We start from the raw sequence: 16,778 nt of genomic DNA, 5'->3' as shown, positions 1-16,778 counted from the left end.
CATGCTTGAGTCTATCTTGCGCGAAGACCTCAGATTATTTTTTCATATTAATGGCCAGTGGCATAACGGTGTGCTGGATGTAATCCTGCCATTTGTGCGGGAGCCGTTTGTATGGGCGCCCTTGTACCTTTTCCTGGCGTTGTTTGTGACGATCAATTACGGATGGAAAGGTTTTTTCTGGATCCTGTTCTTCCTGTTATGTTTTGCCGTGGCGGACCAGAGCAGTTTATTCTTGAAAGGTGCCTTTGCGAGGGTGAGGCCATGCCGCGACCCGGTGGTATCGCACTATGCCAGAGTATTGGTAGCATATTGCCCGATGAGCGGTAGTTTTACCTCTAATCATGCGGCCAATCACTTCGCCCTGGGGACTTTTTGTTTTATTACCCTGAAATCAGCGTTTCAACGGTATACCTGGTTATTTTTTGCATGGGCTGCCGTGATAGCTTATGCACAGGTGTATGTTGGTGTGCATTACCCGCTCGATGTGCTGGGTGGTGCTATATTGGGCACATTTATCGGGCTGCTCAGCGGTAGCTTCTTTCAGCGCCGCATAAGGCTGGAGGCCGAACAAACATCATGAACTGGAATTATCTGATACTGATATTGGCTGCAACCGTTGCCGGTGGGGTGATACCCATGACGGTAAAGCGGGTCAACGCTAACTTCTCCATTTATCTCCTGGCATTTACGGGAGCTTTTCTTTTCGGGGTGATTATCATGCACCTGCTGCCGGAAGTGTACCATGAGCTGGGGCACGAGGCAGGCGTGTACATCGTGCTGGGCTTTTTCCTGCAGGTATTCCTGCAGCAGCTGTCGCACGGCATGGAACACGGGCATACGCATTTGCCCCAGGAACAGCATCACCACCATATTGCCGTTATGCCACTGTTGCTGGGCCTGTCTATTCATGCATTCATGGAAGGGCTGCCTCTGGGCTTCCGGTACGACGATCAATCGGCTTTGCCATCACTGATGGCCGGTGTGGCTGCGCACAAAATCCCCGAGGCATTGACACTGATGACGGTCATGATACATGCCCATAAAACTAAAGCGGCACTGTGGCGGATACTCATCGCTTTCGCGCTGGTAACGCCGCTGGCGGCAGTATTGGCCGGCTGGCTGGGTAGCCGTTTCGAAACGGTGCAACATTACCTGGTGTATGTAGTGGCGCTGGTAGTAGGTGCATTTCTGCATATTTCCACCACCATTTTCTATGAAAGCGGTACCAAACACCATGAACTGAGCAGGAAAAAAGTGCTGGCAATTGCCCTGGGACTGGTTTTGGCTTTTCTTACCCTGATATTTGAATAATTTTTTATTTTTAGGCTCATATATGGAAGTCGTCATTATCCTCATCCTCATATTATTGAATGGCCTGTTCTCGATGTCGGAAGTAGCATTGGCCTCAGCCAGGAAGATCCGATTGGAAAATCTGGCCAATAAAGGGGATGAAAAAGCAAAGACAGCATTAAAACTGGCCACAAATCCGGACACCTTTCTTTCTACTGTCCAAATAGGGATTACCCTTATCGGCATCTTAACGGGTATATATGCAGGTGATAACATCAAAGTGGATGTAATGACCTGGCTTAATAATTTTCCTTCGATACAGCCCTACAGCAGTATATTATCGACCGTGATCATTGTAGTAGTGATCACTTTTTTTTCACTGGTACTGGGCGAACTGGTGCCCAAACGCATTGGTACTGCCTATCCGGAATATATTGCCAAAATAATGGCTACGCCTATGAGCGTGCTTTCCTGGCTTACCTATCCGTTTATATGGCTGCTGAGTATATCCACAGCGGCATTGGTAAAATTGCTCAACCTGCGTACTGATGAGCCTCATGTAACAGAAGAGGAGATCAAAGCCATCATTAATGAAGGCACTACATCCGGAGCGATAGAAGAAACCGAACAGGAGATTATTGAAAGGGTGTTTCACCTGGGCGACCGTAATATTACCTCCCTGATGACTTACCGGAATGATATTACCTGGCTGGATATCAACGAGGCGCCGGAGGAATACCTGCAAAAGATCCATGAGAGCCTTCATTCTGTTTACCCGGTATGCGACGGGCAGATCGACAGTATCCGCGGGTTGGTAACGATCAAGGATCTGTATTCAGTAGTAGGTAAAGCCGCTCCCCTGGCAGATATTATTCGCAAACCGCTGTTTGTTCCGGAAAATAATACGGCCTACCAGGTGCTGGAGAAATTCAAGGAAACCCACCTGCATGCGGCATTTATAGTAGATGAATATGGTACATTTCTGGGTATGATCACCCTGAACGATATATTGGAGGCGATTGTAGGCGATATGCCGGAAACCGCCGAAAATGACGATTATGAAATGGTGCAACGGGAAGATGGTACCTGGCTGGTAGATGCACAGATCCCCTTTTACGATTTTCTGGAGGAGTTTGATAAGGAAGACTGGATGACGGAGTTTGAGCAGGATTTTGATACCCTGGCAGGGTTTATTCTGCATCATCTCGAGCATATCCCGCAAACAGGTGAAAAGTTTACCTGGCGCGGTTTTACATTTGAGATAGTAGACATGGATGCACATCGGTTGGATAAAATACTGGTCACACCACCACCGCCGGCTACGGAAGAGTAGAAGATTGTCCCCAAATGAAAACAGTAGAAACCGCATGCGTAGTTACCCGGAATTACACCGGAGAAGAGGTGATTTATTTGGAGAAATCCAGCTTTATGCTAATTTTGAGCACTTTTTTACATAAACAAATAATTTAATTTAAGATAAAATGGTTGCAATAGGAAGTAAGGCACTGTCCCTGGAAGAAGTGTACAGGGTGATTTTGGGCGGAGAAACGCTGGCCTTAGACCCCGCAGCAATGCAGCAGGTGGAAGCAAGCTATCAGTTTCTTAAAACATTTTCGGCCAAAAAGCTGATCTATGGTATCAACACGGGTTTCGGCCCGATGGCCCAGTATCGTATCAGCGACGAAGATACCTTCCAGCTGCAGTACAACCTGATCCGCAGCCACAGCTCCGGAGCTGGCAACTGTATGTCGCCATTGCATACCAAAGCTTTGATGCTGGCCCGTTTGAGTAGCTTTATGCAGGCTCATTCCGGCATACACCCGGAAGTAGTGGAACTGCTGAGAGACCTGATCAATAAAAACGTATATCCCTGCATATTTGAACATGGAGGGGTAGGTGCCAGCGGCGACCTTGTACAGCTGGCCCATCTGGCCCTGGTGCTGATTGGCGAAGGGGAAGTATGGTACGAAGGTAAGTATCAGCCAACTGCAGAAATTTTCGCAAAGCTGCAGCTGAAGCCCATCGGCATTCATGTAAGGGAAGGCCTGGCCATCATCAACGGCACCTCCGCCATGACAGGAGTGGGACTGGTGAACCTGATTGAAGCAAAGAAATTGCTGGGCTGGTCGGTAGTCATGTCGGCCATGATCAACGAAATTGTAGAAGCCTTCGACGATCATCTGTCTGCCGAACTTAATGCCGTAAAAAAACATACCGGTCAGCAACAGATTGCTGCCAGCATGAGGAATGTACTCAGGGGCAGTAAGATGGTACGCCATCGCCCTGATCACCTGTATAAAGAACTGGAAGAAGAGATTTTTAAAGATAAAGTACAGGAATATTATTCACTCCGCTGCGTACCCCAGATACTGGGCCCTGTGTACGATACGCTGATGCAGGCAGAAAAGCTGGTGGTACAGGAGCTGAATTCCGTAAGTGATAACCCGGTGGTAGACCATACACTGGAAAATGTTTTCCACGGTGGTAACTTCCACGGGGATTATGTTTCACTGGAGATGGACAAAATCAAGATTGCCATCACCAAACTGTCGATGCTCTCAGAGCGCCAGCTGAACTACCTGCTCAATGAAAAGCTGAACCACAAGTTCCCGCCGTTTATGAACCTGGGCAAACTTGGCTTCAATTTTGGAATGCAGGGCGTGCAGTTTACAGCTACATCAACAGTGGCGGAAAACCAGACCTTATCGTTCCCGATGTACGTACACAGCATCCCGAATAACAACGATAACCAGGATATAGTGAGCATGGGATGCAATGCTGCTATCATGACAAGCAAAGTTATAGAGAATACTTTCCAGGTATTGACTATTCAGCTGATGACTATGTTGCAGGCAGTGGACTATCTGAATTGCCAGGACCGGTTGGCAGCCTTCTCCCATAAAGTATACACGGAAGTGCGGGCAATTTTTCCTAAATTTATCGACGACAGTCCACGCTATAAAGATCTTCAGCAAATTAAAGAGTACCTGGTTAAGAACGTACCCGTCCAGTTCTGATAAAGTGCCGGGGAATACCATAATTCTTAATAAGTAATTTGTAATTCAATGAAGTGTGCATTAGTAACAGGCGGGTCCAGAGGAATCGGAAAGGCAGTGTGCATAAGGATGGCAGAAGCAGGCTATCATGTGCTGATCAATTATAAAGGCAATGAAACAGCCGCACAGGAAACCCTGGAAGCCGTGAAGGCCAAAGGCAGTACAGGAGAGCTGTTGCCTTTCAACGTTGGCGATGGGGAAGAAGTACAACGCGTACTGGGCGGATGGTTAGAGCAGCATAAAGAAGAGCATCAGATAGAAGTGCTGGTGAATAATGCAGGTATCAGGGAAGATTCCCTGATGTTCTGGATGACGGATGCACAGTGGGGAAATGTATTGAACATCAGTTTGAACGGTTTTTATAATGTTACCAAACAGGTATTGAACAGCATGTTATTAAAGCGCTACGGGCGCATCATCAACATGGTGTCGCTGTCTGGTATCAAGGGCCTTCCGGGGCAAACCAACTATTCCGCGGCCAAGGCCGGGGTTATTGGTGCTACCAAGGCGCTGGCGCAGGAAGTAGCGAAGCGTGGCGTGACAGTGAATGCCATCGCACCGGGATTTATCAGAACGGATATGACAGCAGAGCTGAATGAAAAAGAACTGGCGGCACAGGTTCCCATGAACCGTTTTGGCACCCCTGAAGAAGTTGCTGATGCCGTAGCATTCCTGGCTTCAAAATCAGCAGGCTACATCACCGGAGAGGTGCTGAATATCAATGGAGGGCTGCATACGTAGCTAAAGACTAAAGGCTAAAGACTAAAGACTATGAATCGAGTTGTGATCACCGGAATGGGCATTTATTCCTGCATTGGAAAGGATATGCAGGAAGTGAAGGATTCATTGTACCAGGGTAAATCAGGGATTGTGCTGGACCCGGAAAGAAAGGCATTTGGATATCGTTCCGGTTTAACAGGATATATTGAAAGACCTGAGCTGAAAGGCTTACTCGATCGCCGTTCCAGGCTGATGATGCCTGAGCAGGCGGAATTTGCCTATATGGCAACCCGGGAAGCACTCGCACAGGCAGGGATTACGCAGGAGTATATAGATTCTACTCCGATAGGGCTGCTGTATGGCAATGATAGCTGTGCCAGGCCCACAGTAGAGGCGAATGATATCATGCGGGCCAAGAAAGACACAATGCTGGTGGGTTCCGGGTCTGTATTCCAGACCATGAACTCTACCGTTAATATGAACCTGGCTACTATTTTCAAGCTGAGAGGCGTGAATTTCACCGTCAGCGCAGCTTGTGCCAGTGGTTCTCATGCAATAGGGCTGGGTTATATGTTCATCCGGAGCGGTATGCAGGATGCGGTGATCTGTGGTGGCGCGCAGGAAGTGAATGTATACGCCATGGGAAATTTTGATGCCATTGCTGCCTTTTCAGTCAGGGAAAATGATCCAACCCGGGCTTCCCGTCCGTTCGATCGCGACCGCGACGGCCTGGTGCCCAGTGGTGGGGCGGCTACCGTGATCCTGGAAAGCCTGGAATCTGCTCAACGCAGAGGAGCAAACATCCTCGGCGAAGTATTGGGCTACGGTTTTTCTTCCAATGGCGCTCATATTTCCAATCCAACGGTGGAAGGCCCTGTGAGGTCCCTCCAGATTGCATTGCAGGATGCGGGTTTGCAGCCCGGCGATATCGAATACATTAACGCCCATGCTACTTCTACAGCGGCCGGCGATGCCAGTGAAGCAAAGGCTATTCACGAAGTGTTTGGCGCTACCAGGCCTTATGTCAGCTCCACTAAGTCTATGACCGGCCACGAATGCTGGATGGCCGGAGCCAGCGAAATCGTCTATTCCATGCTAATGATGCAAAACGGCTTCATTGCCCCCAATATCAATCTGGATAACCCCGATGATGATGCAGCCAGATTAAATATCGTTAGCAGCACAATTAATAAAAATTTTAATATATTTTTGTCCAACTCTTTTGGCTTTGGAGGAACAAATTCATCTCTGATTGTAAGGGGATGGAATGGAAAATAAATATGCTTAACTTTGGCGCCAGATATTAGGACATACAGATAGCCGAATAGAGCTGATGGGAAAAACCAAATTTTATCAAAAGACCTATATCTGATTTCACACTATATGGATATTAGAGAAATTATAACTGTTACGAATAAGTTTCTGGTAGAGGAGTTTGAAGCAAACCCCGAAACAATTAAACCTGAAGCAAATATGAAATCCACGCTGGATCTGGATAGCCTGGATTATATCGACATGGTAGTGGTAATAGAAGATAACTTCGGATTCAAAGTAAATCCGGAAGATTTTCAGTCTATCAGCACCTTCCAGGATTTCTACAACTATGTAGCCACCCGTGTACAACAAAAAGAGCTGGTATAATGCCATCCTGGCAAGGAAAGTCCAAAGGAAATAAGTTAGGGTACAGTTGTTTTGTTTTCCTGCTTAAACATGGAGGCGTTGCACCTGCCTATCTTTTGTTGAGATTTGTTGCTTTTTACTACTTTGTTTTTTCCTGGAGTTCCTCAAAGCCCATCTATAGCTATTTGCGTAAAAAAGCTGGCTATGGCTCGTGGCGGGCCCTGATAAACCTATATCGCAACTATTATATTTTCGGGCAAACACTGATAGACAAGATAGTGGTAATGGCAGGCCTTGCCAATAAATTTTCATTTGAATTTGAGGGTGAACATTATCTGAGGGAGATGGTAGCCGGCGGCAAAGGCGGCATTCTGCTGAGCGCTCATCTGGGTAACTGGGAAGTAGCGGGGCATCTTTTTACCCGTCTGCAGGCCCGGATTAACATAGTGATGTTCGATGGGGAACACCAGCGTATCAAAGACTACCTCTCAGACGTTACCGGTGGCCGGAATATGAATATCATTGTCATCCGTGATGATCTGTCGCATATTTATGCCATTAATGAAGCGTTGAATAACAAAGAATTGGTATGTATGCATGCCGATCGCTTTCTGCCAGGTAACAAAACGATATCTGCCTCGTTCTTAGGCCAGGAAGCCCGTTTCCCGGTAGGCCCGTTCCTGCTGGCGGCCACGTTCCGGGTGCCGGTGTCGATGGTATTTGCTTTTAAGGAATCTTCCACCCACTACCATTTTTACGCAAGCGAGCCGCACCAGTACCACGGGCGCCGTAACCAGGGGGTGGAAAATGCCCTGAATGATTTTGTGGCGCAAATAACAGAAAAAGTACGTCGTTATCCGGTGCAATGGTTCAATTATTACGATTTTTGGGAATAAACCGTGTTTATACTGTTAATAATTTCGTATAATTCTATTTATTTCGTGTTTCACATTTAATAATAACTTGCACTGATGTTTATTCATACTGATGATATTACCGCGTATATCCCGCAACGTACACCCATTGTGATGATTAGCGGCATCCTGGCGGTGGATGGCCCGGTAACCCGTACCGGTTTGCATATTGCTCAGGATAATGTTTTTGTGGAAGATGGCGTACTCACCGCTCCCGGCCTGATGGAGAATATCGCTCAAACTGCCGCTGCCCGCATCGGTTATATCGCCAAACAAGAGAATGCCCCTGTGCCACTCGGATTCATAGGCGCCGTGAAAGACCTTGAAATACTGGAACTCCCACCTGCCGGACAAATGATCGAAACCATTATTGAGATAGGAGGAGAAGTATTTAACGCCACTATGGTAACCGGAAAAGTAATGTATGATGGCCGCGTGATGGCACAGTGTGAGATGAAAATTTTCACCAACCCCCAATTATAGTCTATGAACTGTAGAAAATTAATCATGCTTTCGGTGGTATTACTGGGCCTGTTCCCCGTATTTACCAACGCACAGAAACTTAAAGGTTTCCTGGACAACAAAGACGAATCCTTTACCTGGCTGGGTGTGGACTTTACCCAGGCCCGCCTGATCGGAGACGCTGGTGCCAACGCGCAGGATGTGGTAGCCCGGCAGTTTACAGGGATTAATCAGGTAGTAGTGAATGAACCTAAGAAATACGATATTCCGGGTGCATTTCACCACGACAAATTCACCTCCGACCTGAGTCTGGTGAACAAACGCAATGAAGCCGTAAATCCGGAATCATTGAAGTCTGAAAGTACGGGCGACTTCGAACGCCTCAAACCGGAGGACCTTAATAAGCTGGTAAAATCGTACGATTTTTCCGGAAAACACGGAATCGGAGTGTTATTTGTAATGGATGGCATGAATAAATCAGATAAGCGTGCCTCCATGTATGTAACCATCATCGACATGGACAAGAAAAATGTATTGATGGCAGAACGCTATTCCGGCAAGGCCCAGGGATTTTCCTGGCGCAACTACTGGGCTTATACCATCTACAAAGTATTGGGCGATGTAGAAGATGATTACAAGAAACTGACGGCAAAATATGCCACCGCTCAGGATCCGGAAGAAGAAAAAACAGCTGCTGCGGAACCTCATAAAGAAAAAGCCGCCGCTACCAAAGAAACTAAAAAAACAAAGAAGAAAGGATAATCATGACGCTGACCGCAAGCACGAACATACTGATAAGATTTAATGAAGCAGATCCATTGGGAATAGTATGGCACGGGCATTATGTGCGGTATTTTGAGGATGGAAGGGAAGCTTTCGGAGAAAAATACGGGCTACGTTACCTGGATATTTTCGCCCAGGGATATACCGTGCCCGTTGTGAATGTACAATGTGACTACAAACGCTCGTTGCGTTATGGCGACAGAGTAGTGGTTGAAACAAGGTACGTGGACGATCTGGCCGCCAAAATTAAATTTGAATACATACTGACCAATCCGGCTACCGGAGAAGTTGTGGCAAAGGGCTCTTCCATACAGGTATTTTTGGATAAGGAAACCACTTCCCTGCAACTGGTGGCTCCGGCTTTTTTTAACGAGTGGAAAAAGAAGCACGGACTGGTATAATCTGGGTAATATGCGACAGGTGTTTGTAGTAGCAGATAATATTGTGGGGCCTTTGGGCAGTACTACCCGGGAAAATTTTGACCAGGTTTTACAAGGCAACAGTGGCATCAGGCAGCATGAAAATGCTGCCTGGGCCGCTGCTCCTTTTTGTGGGGCTATGATGGCTCCGGAGCAGTTGGATGATCTCAGCGCTGCATTTAACGGAAAAGAATATACGAAATTTGAAAAGCTGCTCATAGCGTCCATACGGGAAGCATTGCAGCAAACCAGCATTTCACTGACCGGCGAACGTACCGGCCTGATTATTTCCACTACCAAAGGAAATATTGAATTGCTGGAGCAGTCGGAGGGCACCACTCTTCCGCTGGCAGATATGCTGCTGCATACCACCGCCAGGAAAATAGCGGCTTATTTCGGGGCTGTGAATCAGCCCATCGTAGTCAGCAGTGCCTGTATTTCAGGGCTGGTGGCTATTTTGACCGGGAAACGGCTCATTGAATCAGGCCGCTACGATCATGTGGTGGTGGCTGGCGCAGATGTGCTGACCCGTTTCGTGTTGTCCGGTTTTCAATCGTTCCAGGCCGTGAGCCCTCTTCCCTGCAAGCCGTTCGACGTCCATCGTTCGGGCGTTACGTTGGGAGAAGGTGCCGCAACAGTGATCCTCAGCCGGGAACGAGGCAACGCAGTATTTTCGTTGGGCGGCGGTGCTATCAGCAACGACGCCAATCATATTTCGGGCCCGTCGCGCACCGGGAAGGAACTGGCTGCTGCTATGCAGCTGGCACTGGAGGGTAGCGGACTAAGCCCGGAAAACATTGGGTTTGTATCGGCCCACGGCACAGCTACGCTCTACAATGATGAAATGGAAGCCAAGGCATTGCATCATGCAGGCCTGGCCAGCATTCCTGTGAACAGCCTGAAAGGATATTACGGCCACACACTGGGCGCTGCGGGCATTATAGAAGCCATCATCAGTATGGAGGCCGCTAAAGCCGGCGTGGTACTACCCACAAAAGGATTTGAAACTCCCGGTGTAAGTATGCCGGTAAATGTTCATAATACGCTGCTGCACCAACCATCTCCTCACTTCCTGAAAACAGTATCAGGTTTTGGCGGATGCAATGCAGCCATGGTATTCAGTATTAACCAGCCGTCGGTAGCTGACATTTAACGCTTTGCGTTAAGAGCAGACTGCAGACCGCTACATTTTTTATTCCTCGTGTTCAATAAAGAAACTAAAACAGCACTCGAAGCAAAAGAAGCTGCATTACGTCTGGCATTTGCACCTATTGCCTTTCAGGCCACCAGGGCCCTGCGTGATATGGGAATTCTGACAGCGGTAAGTAACAGCCGCTCAGCCGGTATCACCATCGAAGAAATAATGGAACAGACCAAATTGTCGCGCTACGCAGTGAGAGTGTTGCTGGAGGCAGGTTTGGGAATGGAGCTGATTATCGTTAACGACAAAAGGTATACCCTCACCAAAACCGGTTACTTTATTTTACACGACCAGTTGACCCGCATCAATATGGATTTCTCGCAAGACATCTGCTACAAGGGTATGTTACACCTGCAGGAAAGTCTGCAGGAAGGCAAGCCGGCAGGGCTGCGGGAGCTGGGCCCCTGGGATACAATCTATCCGGGCCTTTCGCTGCTGCCCCCGGAAGTGGGCAAAAGCTGGTTCGACTTCGATCACTACTACTCCGACCTCGCTACTCCCCAGGCATTGGATATTGTTTTTGAAAATAAGCCCAAACGCCTGCTCGATATCGGTGGTAACACCGGAAAGTGGGCACTGGCCTGCACCGCAAAAGATCCTGAAGTAGAAGTGACCATTTTTGATCTGCCAGGTCAGGCAGGAATTGCACAACAGAAAATAAAAGACGCCGGTGTGGAAAACCGGGTACATTTCCATATAGCCAACATCCTTCACGAAGAAGTGCCTTTCCCGAAAGGCTTCGATGCCATCTGGATGAGCCAGTTCCTCGACTGCTTCTCTGAAGCGGAAATTGTATCCATACTGAAACGCTGTCGTGAAGCACTCAACGAAAACGGCACTATTTACATCCTGGAGCCTTTCTGGAACCGGCAGCAGTTTAAATCAGCCGCCTTCTGCCTGCAGCAGACTTCCCTGTATTTTACTGCTATGGCCAATGGTAACAGCCAGATGTATCATACCGACGATTTCTTCCAATGTATAGAAGACGCAGGTTTATCTGTGGTGGAAGAGAACAATCAGATGGGGATTAATTATACCCTGTTAAAGTGCAAGAGAAAAACTAACTAATCCATAAATACCCAAAAAATCGATCACTTATGAAAACTGAGCAAGTTGATGTGTTGGTAATAGGTGCAGGGCCAGCGGGAACGGTAGCGGCTTCTCTCATTCACCAGGCCGGATACAAAGTGAAAATAGTGGAAAAACAACAATTTCCCCGCTTTGTAATCGGCGAAAGCCTCTTGCCCCGCAGCATGGAAGCATTGCAGGAAGCAGGCTTTATTGATGCCATCAAAGCAAAAGGTTTTCAGCAGAAATATGGCGCCAAGTTCGTAAAGGGCGATGCCCTCTGCGATTTTACCTTTCAGGAACAATATACTCCCGGCTGGACCTGGACCTGGCAGGTAACCCGCGCTGATTTCGACAAAACCCTGGCCGATACCGTAGAAAGCATGGGAGTACCGGTTGCCTACGAAACAACGGTAACGAATATACGATTCAACGGATCTGATTCTGTTACCACAGTGGTCGATAAAGACGGTCAGGAATCAGAGATCGCTGCCCGCTTCATCGTGGATGGCAGTGGTTATGGCAGGGTGATACCCAGGTTGTTCAACCTGGAAAAAAATTCCAATCTTCAGCCCCGTAAGGCGCTGTTTGCCCATACAGTGGATGTACGCCGCTCCATGGCGGACGAACCTAACCGTATCACCGCAGTGGTGCATAAAAAAGGCGTATGGATCTGGATCATTCCCTTTGCTACCGGGGTCACCTCCCTGGGCTTTGTGGGGGATCCGGAGTTTTTTGAACAATATCCCGGCACGGATGAAGAGAAATATCGCGCTTTACTGGAAGCAGAACCCTATACCAGGGAGCGTTTCCGGGATGTGGAGCTGGTATTTGAGCCGAGGATACTGCAATCCTGGTCAGCTACTACCGATAAGTTCTATGGCGAAGGATTTGTACTCACCGGCAATGTAACAGAATTTCTGGACCCGATTTTCTCTTCTGGCGTAACTTTGGCCTGCGTGTCTTCACAAACGGCCGCTAAATTGGTAATCAGGAAGCTGAAAGGGGAAGAAGTGGATTGGGAAAAAGAATATATGGAACCAACCATGCAGGGCGTGAATACTTTCCGCTCATATGTAATGGCCTGGTATGAAGGAACTTTAGATACTATTTTCTTCAGCAAAGATGCAGATCCCCTGATCAAAGGTCAGATCTGTTCCGTATTGGCAGGCTATGTGTGGGACATGAGTAATCCTTTTGTGAAAAATCATGATACCGCGTTAAAGCGTCTGGCCAGAACGATAGAATTAACGGATAAATTAAAAAGTAACTCAGCCATTGAATAGCGGAACGGCATATATCACGGGTAGTTGTGTTATCAGGCATAATAAGGTGTACGTAAATGGCAGCTTGTTATGGGAAGCGGATCAGCAACTGGACATATCCGATTTTCTCAGGGCAGGATACGACCGGTTTTCGGGGCAGTATCCTAAATTTCATAAAATGGATCCGCTCAGCAGGCTGGGCTGGCTGGCCGCAGAAGTATTGCTGAAAGATACAACAGTACCGCTTTTGCCGGCAGAGCAGGTAGGAATAGTACTTTCCAACCGCAGCAGCAGCCTGGATACGGATGTGCGCTATTTCGCCAGCGTAAAGGAAATTGCAAGCCCTGCACTGTTCGTATACACATTGCCGAATATTGTAATGGGTGAAATATCTATCCGGCACGGCTTTAAAGGAGAGAACACTTTTTTTGTGTCGGATAGGTTTGATACGGTGCTGATGAGCAGTTACCCGGCGCAGTTACTGAACGTAACTCCTTTGCAGGCATGTATCTGCGGATGGGTGGAAGTAATGGAACAATCGTACGAGGCGGTATTATTCCTCGTGGAAAATAAACAGCATCCCGGGGCGCAGTCCTTATCAGAGGCTGCTCTCAGAGATTTATATCAACAAAATAATAGTTAATAACTTTAATTGAATGACAGTGGAAAAGTTGATGGCGGATCTGAAAGCGCAGATCATAGAACAATTGAACCTGCAGGAAATAACACCGGAAAATATCGGCAATGATCAGCCATTATTTTCTAAAGAAGGGCTCGGGCTCGATTCTATCGATGCGCTGGAACTCATCGTATTGCTGCAACAGCATTATAGCATCCGCATAGCCAATCCAGAGGAAGGGCCTAAAATCTTTCATTCCGTGCGTACCATGGCAGAATACATCACTGCCAGCAAAACTGTGAATGCATGAGCGAAAAGGTGTGGATAGCAGGAGGTGGGGTGATCAGTGGAATAGGACTGAACCTGCAGGAGTGTATGCAGTCGTTCCGGGACATGAAGCCCGGCATGACCGGTATGCAGCACCTGTCTTCTGTTCATCGTAATACCTTTCCGGTGGCAGAAGTAAAGGCCGATAACAACACGCTGGCTGATATGGCCCGGATGCCGGAAAATATCAGCAGAACGGCATTGCTCAGTATGATTGCTGCCCGCGAAGCGTGGCAGGCCAGCGGTTTGGGCGATATTTCCCGTTACCGCGTAGGACTTGTTTCCGGCAACACCGTTGGTGGGATGGATAAAACGGAAGACTTCTTCGCCGCCTACCTGGCTAATGCCGGGGGAGGGCGCCTGCATCAGCTGATACACCACGAATGTGGCAGTATCACAGAGCTGGTAGCCGATATGCTCGGCGTCAGGCATCATATATCCACCATCAGCACTGCCTGCTCGTCGGGCGCCAATGCGCTGATGTATGGAGCACGCCTGATCCGCAATAATATCGTTGATGTGGTCATTGCCGGCGGCACCGACTCGCTCACCCGATTTACCCTCAATGGTTTTAATACCCTCATGATCCTGGATCAGCAGCCCTGCCGCCCGTTCGACGAAACCCGCACCGGCCTCAATCTGGGAGAAGGCGCCGGTTACGTGATACTGGTATCAGACAGCCTGGCTGCAAGCCTGCAGCCCTGGTGCCGCCTCAGCGGATTCGCCAATGCCAACGATGCATATCATCAGACGGCTTCCTCGCCCGACGGCAACGGTAACTACCTGGCCATGAAAGGTGCACTGGACATGAGCGGTTTGCAACCACAGCAGATTGGTTACATCAACCTGCATGGCACCGGAACACAAAATAACGATGTATCTGAAGGCATTGCCATTAACCGGATATTTGCACCGCATTTTCCGCCGATGAGCTCCACCAAATCTTTTACAGGACATACCCTGGGAGCCAGCGGTGGTATTGAAGCGGTATTCTCGGCCTGGGCGCTGAAAGAAGGAATTATTTACCCGAATGCGCGCTTTCAGCAGCCCATGAAGGAACTGCCTTTCACGCCGGTGGAAACTTATTCTGAAGGCCATGATCTGCAGCATGTACTGTCTAATTCATTCGGATTTGGTGGTAACTGCTCCAGTCTTGTTTTTTCAAGCTATTAGCTAAAACTGAACGAAGCTATGTTTACTGTCTATATAAACGGAACTGGTTGTATATCCCCGCAGAACTCTGCGCAGGGCGGGCCTTTGCTGGCAGCGCTCCGGGAATACGAACAGGTGAGGCTGGCAACGGTAGACCCGGATTACAAACAATGGATCGATATTAAGCAGATCCGCCGGATGAGCCGCGTGGTGAAAATGGGCGTAGGTGCAGCTTACCTGAGCCTGGAAGCTGCCGGCATCACCCGCCCCGATGCCATTATCACCGGCACCGCCTACGGCTGCCTCGATGACACCGGTGTTTTCCTGACCAAGATGGTGAATCAGCAGGAAGAAATGCTGACGCCTACAGCGTTTATACAAAGCACACACAATACCGTGGCTGGCCAGATCGCGTTGATGCTGGGCTGCAACGGATATAACAATACATTCGTACATCGCGGTTTTTCTTTTGAAAATGCCCTGCTGGACGCCACCATGATACTGAAAGAAAGCAATGCAGGTAATATCCTCGTTGGCGGACTGGATGAAATTACAAATCACCGCCACCAGCTCTTATCCCGGTTCGGCATCTATAAAAAAGCCCCGGTGAAAACAATGGAGTTGTTGAAAAGCCCCGACAGAGGCACGATTGCCGGCGAAGGTGCCGCGTTTTTTACACTCGGCGTTACGAAAGGTCCGGGTACAGTAGCTGCACTCAGCGGGGTTAGCACACTATACAAGCCATTGTGGGAAGGAGAAGTGATAGGACATATCATGAAATTCCTGGAAGACAATAACTGTACGCCTGCGGATATCGACCTGCTGGTAACCGGCAGGAACGGTGATATTGATCAGGATGAAATATACGAAGAGATTGCCGATGCCCTGTTCCCGGAAACGGCGGAAGCCAGCTTTAAGCATCTCTGTGGTGAATATCCTACAGCTGCGGCATTTGGCGTGTGGATGGCCAATGCCATTATGGAGGAACAACAGGTACCGGAAGCAGCCCGGTTCTATGGCAGAACGCCGGAAAAAATACAAAAAGTGTTAATCTATAATCATCATCAGGGTACTCATCATACCCTGGTATTGCTGACTGCATGCTGAACAACAAGATCGTAAATATCATTGCCGTATCCTGCCTGCTGTTATTATTAGCAGCCGATAAGATACTGGCATGGAATATTTCTTTCTGGTTGTATGGCCTGCCGCTGCTGATCTTTCTGCCCTTTACCATCCATGGCGCTATTAATATCAACTCCGGTTTTTTTGTCAAAGCCTTATGCGAAGCAGATACCGAAGAAAAAGTAGTGGCGCTTTCGTTCGATGATGGCCCGTTGCCGGAATATACGCCGGCAGTGCTGGACATTCTGAAACAGGCACAGGTGCCTGCCGCTTTTTTTTGTATAGGGAAAAATATCACCGGCAATGAGTCCTTACTGAAACGGATATACGAAGAAGGACATGTGATAGGCAACCATACCTATTCGCATCATTTCTGGTTTGATATGAAATTATCCGGAAGCATGCTGCACGATATGCAGCAGATGGATACGCTCACGGTTGATACTACCGGGCTGCAGCCACGGCTTTTCCGGCCGCCATATGGAGTTACGAACCCCAACCTGGCCCGGGCCATCAAAAGAGGACATTACCTGCCCGTGGGCTGGAGTATACGTTCGCTGGATACCGTGGCAAAGAATGAGCAGGAGCTGTTGCAACGTGTACTGACTCAGCTGAAACCTGGTGCGGTGATTCTCCTGCACGATACCTGTGCAGTCACCGCAGCGGTATTGCCGGAAATGATCAAACACATCCGGGAGCAGGGCTACCGTTTGGAAAGAATTGATAAAATGTTAAATGTGCGTGCATATGTGTAAAT

Annotated in this window: 19 protein-coding genes; all 19 read left to right on the top strand. The window is 48.3% G+C overall.

Features of this window, described 5'->3' with window-relative positions:
* Position 1: 1 nt before the first annotated feature.
* The 19 genes from UNH61_RS24240 (at position 2) to UNH61_RS24150 (ending at position 16,776) form a co-directional block, all read left to right on the top strand.
* The gene (locus tag UNH61_RS24240) at positions 2 to 580 is read left to right on the top strand and encodes a phosphatase PAP2 family protein (RefSeq protein WP_326994604.1); all 579 of its coding nucleotides are present in this window, start codon (positions 2 to 4) and stop codon (positions 578 to 580) included.
* The gene (locus UNH61_RS24235) at positions 577 to 1,311 is read left to right on the top strand and encodes a ZIP family metal transporter (RefSeq protein WP_326994603.1); all 735 of its coding nucleotides are present in this window, start codon (positions 577 to 579) and stop codon (positions 1,309 to 1,311) included. Before UNH61_RS24240 ends, UNH61_RS24235 begins: the two co-directional genes overlap by 4 nt.
* A gap of 22 nt (positions 1,312 to 1,333) precedes the next feature.
* A complete protein-coding gene (locus tag UNH61_RS24230) occupies positions 1,334 to 2,623 on the top strand; it encodes a hemolysin family protein (RefSeq protein WP_326994602.1) in 1,290 nt (429 codons plus the stop codon).
* Positions 2,624 to 2,771: 148 nt separating this feature from the next.
* Positions 2,772 to 4,307 carry an aromatic amino acid ammonia-lyase gene (locus UNH61_RS24225; RefSeq protein ID WP_326994601.1) on the top strand — a complete coding sequence of 512 codons (1,536 nt, stop codon included), beginning with the start codon at positions 2,772 to 2,774 and terminating at the stop codon, positions 4,305 to 4,307.
* Positions 4,308 to 4,355: 48 nt separating this feature from the next.
* Positions 4,356 to 5,087 carry a 3-oxoacyl-ACP reductase FabG gene (gene fabG, locus UNH61_RS24220; protein WP_326994600.1) on the top strand — a complete coding sequence of 244 codons (732 nt, stop codon included), beginning with the start codon at positions 4,356 to 4,358 and terminating at the stop codon, positions 5,085 to 5,087.
* 30 nt (positions 5,088 to 5,117) lie between these two features.
* Complete coding sequence (locus UNH61_RS24215) at positions 5,118 to 6,344, top strand: beta-ketoacyl-[acyl-carrier-protein] synthase family protein (protein WP_326994599.1); 1,227 nt, start codon at positions 5,118 to 5,120, stop codon at positions 6,342 to 6,344.
* A gap of 105 nt (positions 6,345 to 6,449) precedes the next feature.
* Positions 6,450 to 6,707 (top strand): acyl carrier protein, encoded by a 258-nt coding sequence (locus UNH61_RS24210; RefSeq protein ID WP_326994598.1) that lies wholly within the window; start codon positions 6,450 to 6,452, stop codon positions 6,705 to 6,707.
* Between the two features lie 164 nt (positions 6,708 to 6,871).
* Entirely contained in the window at positions 6,872 to 7,582 is a 711-nt protein-coding gene (locus UNH61_RS24205; protein WP_326994597.1) for a lipid A biosynthesis acyltransferase, read from the top strand.
* A gap of 75 nt (positions 7,583 to 7,657) precedes the next feature.
* Complete coding sequence (locus UNH61_RS24200) at positions 7,658 to 8,083, top strand: 3-hydroxyacyl-ACP dehydratase (protein WP_326994596.1); 426 nt, start codon at positions 7,658 to 7,660, stop codon at positions 8,081 to 8,083.
* Positions 8,084 to 8,086: 3 nt separating this feature from the next.
* Positions 8,087 to 8,824 (top strand): hypothetical protein, encoded by a 738-nt coding sequence (locus tag UNH61_RS24195; protein WP_326994595.1) that lies wholly within the window; start codon positions 8,087 to 8,089, stop codon positions 8,822 to 8,824.
* A gap of 2 nt (positions 8,825 to 8,826) precedes the next feature.
* On the top strand, positions 8,827 to 9,246 hold the full coding sequence (locus tag UNH61_RS24190; RefSeq protein WP_326994594.1) for an acyl-CoA thioesterase: 420 nt from the start codon (positions 8,827 to 8,829) through the stop codon (positions 9,244 to 9,246).
* 10 nt (positions 9,247 to 9,256) lie between these two features.
* The gene (locus tag UNH61_RS24185) at positions 9,257 to 10,417 is read left to right on the top strand and encodes a beta-ketoacyl synthase N-terminal-like domain-containing protein (protein ID WP_326994593.1); all 1,161 of its coding nucleotides are present in this window, start codon (positions 9,257 to 9,259) and stop codon (positions 10,415 to 10,417) included.
* Between the two features lie 48 nt (positions 10,418 to 10,465).
* Complete coding sequence (locus UNH61_RS24180; RefSeq protein ID WP_326994592.1) at positions 10,466 to 11,533, top strand: class I SAM-dependent methyltransferase; 1,068 nt, start codon at positions 10,466 to 10,468, stop codon at positions 11,531 to 11,533.
* Positions 11,534 to 11,562: 29 nt separating this feature from the next.
* A complete protein-coding gene (locus UNH61_RS24175; protein WP_326994591.1) occupies positions 11,563 to 12,819 on the top strand; it encodes an NAD(P)/FAD-dependent oxidoreductase in 1,257 nt (418 codons plus the stop codon).
* Positions 12,812 to 13,441, top strand: coding sequence for a beta-ketoacyl synthase N-terminal-like domain-containing protein (locus UNH61_RS24170; RefSeq protein WP_326994590.1), 630 nt, complete (start codon positions 12,812 to 12,814; stop codon positions 13,439 to 13,441). The genes UNH61_RS24175 and UNH61_RS24170 overlap by 8 nt, the downstream gene beginning before the upstream one ends.
* 13 nt (positions 13,442 to 13,454) lie before the next feature.
* The gene (locus UNH61_RS24165; protein WP_326994589.1) at positions 13,455 to 13,727 is read left to right on the top strand and encodes a phosphopantetheine-binding protein; all 273 of its coding nucleotides are present in this window, start codon (positions 13,455 to 13,457) and stop codon (positions 13,725 to 13,727) included.
* A complete protein-coding gene (locus UNH61_RS24160; protein ID WP_326994588.1) occupies positions 13,724 to 14,917 on the top strand; it encodes a beta-ketoacyl-[acyl-carrier-protein] synthase family protein in 1,194 nt (397 codons plus the stop codon). Before UNH61_RS24165 ends, UNH61_RS24160 begins: the two co-directional genes overlap by 4 nt.
* Positions 14,918 to 14,935: 18 nt before the next feature.
* Positions 14,936 to 16,003, top strand: a complete 1,068-nt coding sequence (locus UNH61_RS24155; protein WP_326994587.1) for a beta-ketoacyl synthase chain length factor — start codon at positions 14,936 to 14,938, stop codon at positions 16,001 to 16,003.
* Positions 15,997 to 16,776, top strand: coding sequence for a polysaccharide deacetylase family protein (locus UNH61_RS24150; RefSeq protein ID WP_326994586.1), 780 nt, complete (start codon positions 15,997 to 15,999; stop codon positions 16,774 to 16,776). Before UNH61_RS24155 ends, UNH61_RS24150 begins: the two co-directional genes overlap by 7 nt.
* Positions 16,777 to 16,778: the final 2 nt, after the last annotated feature.

The organism is Chitinophaga sp. 180180018-3, assembly GCF_037893185.1.
In the GTDB taxonomy this organism is placed as follows: Bacteria; Bacteroidota; Bacteroidia; order Chitinophagales; family Chitinophagaceae; genus Chitinophaga.
Note: the sequence above shows the minus strand (reverse complement) of the source record. Positions and strands in the feature narration are given on the sequence as shown.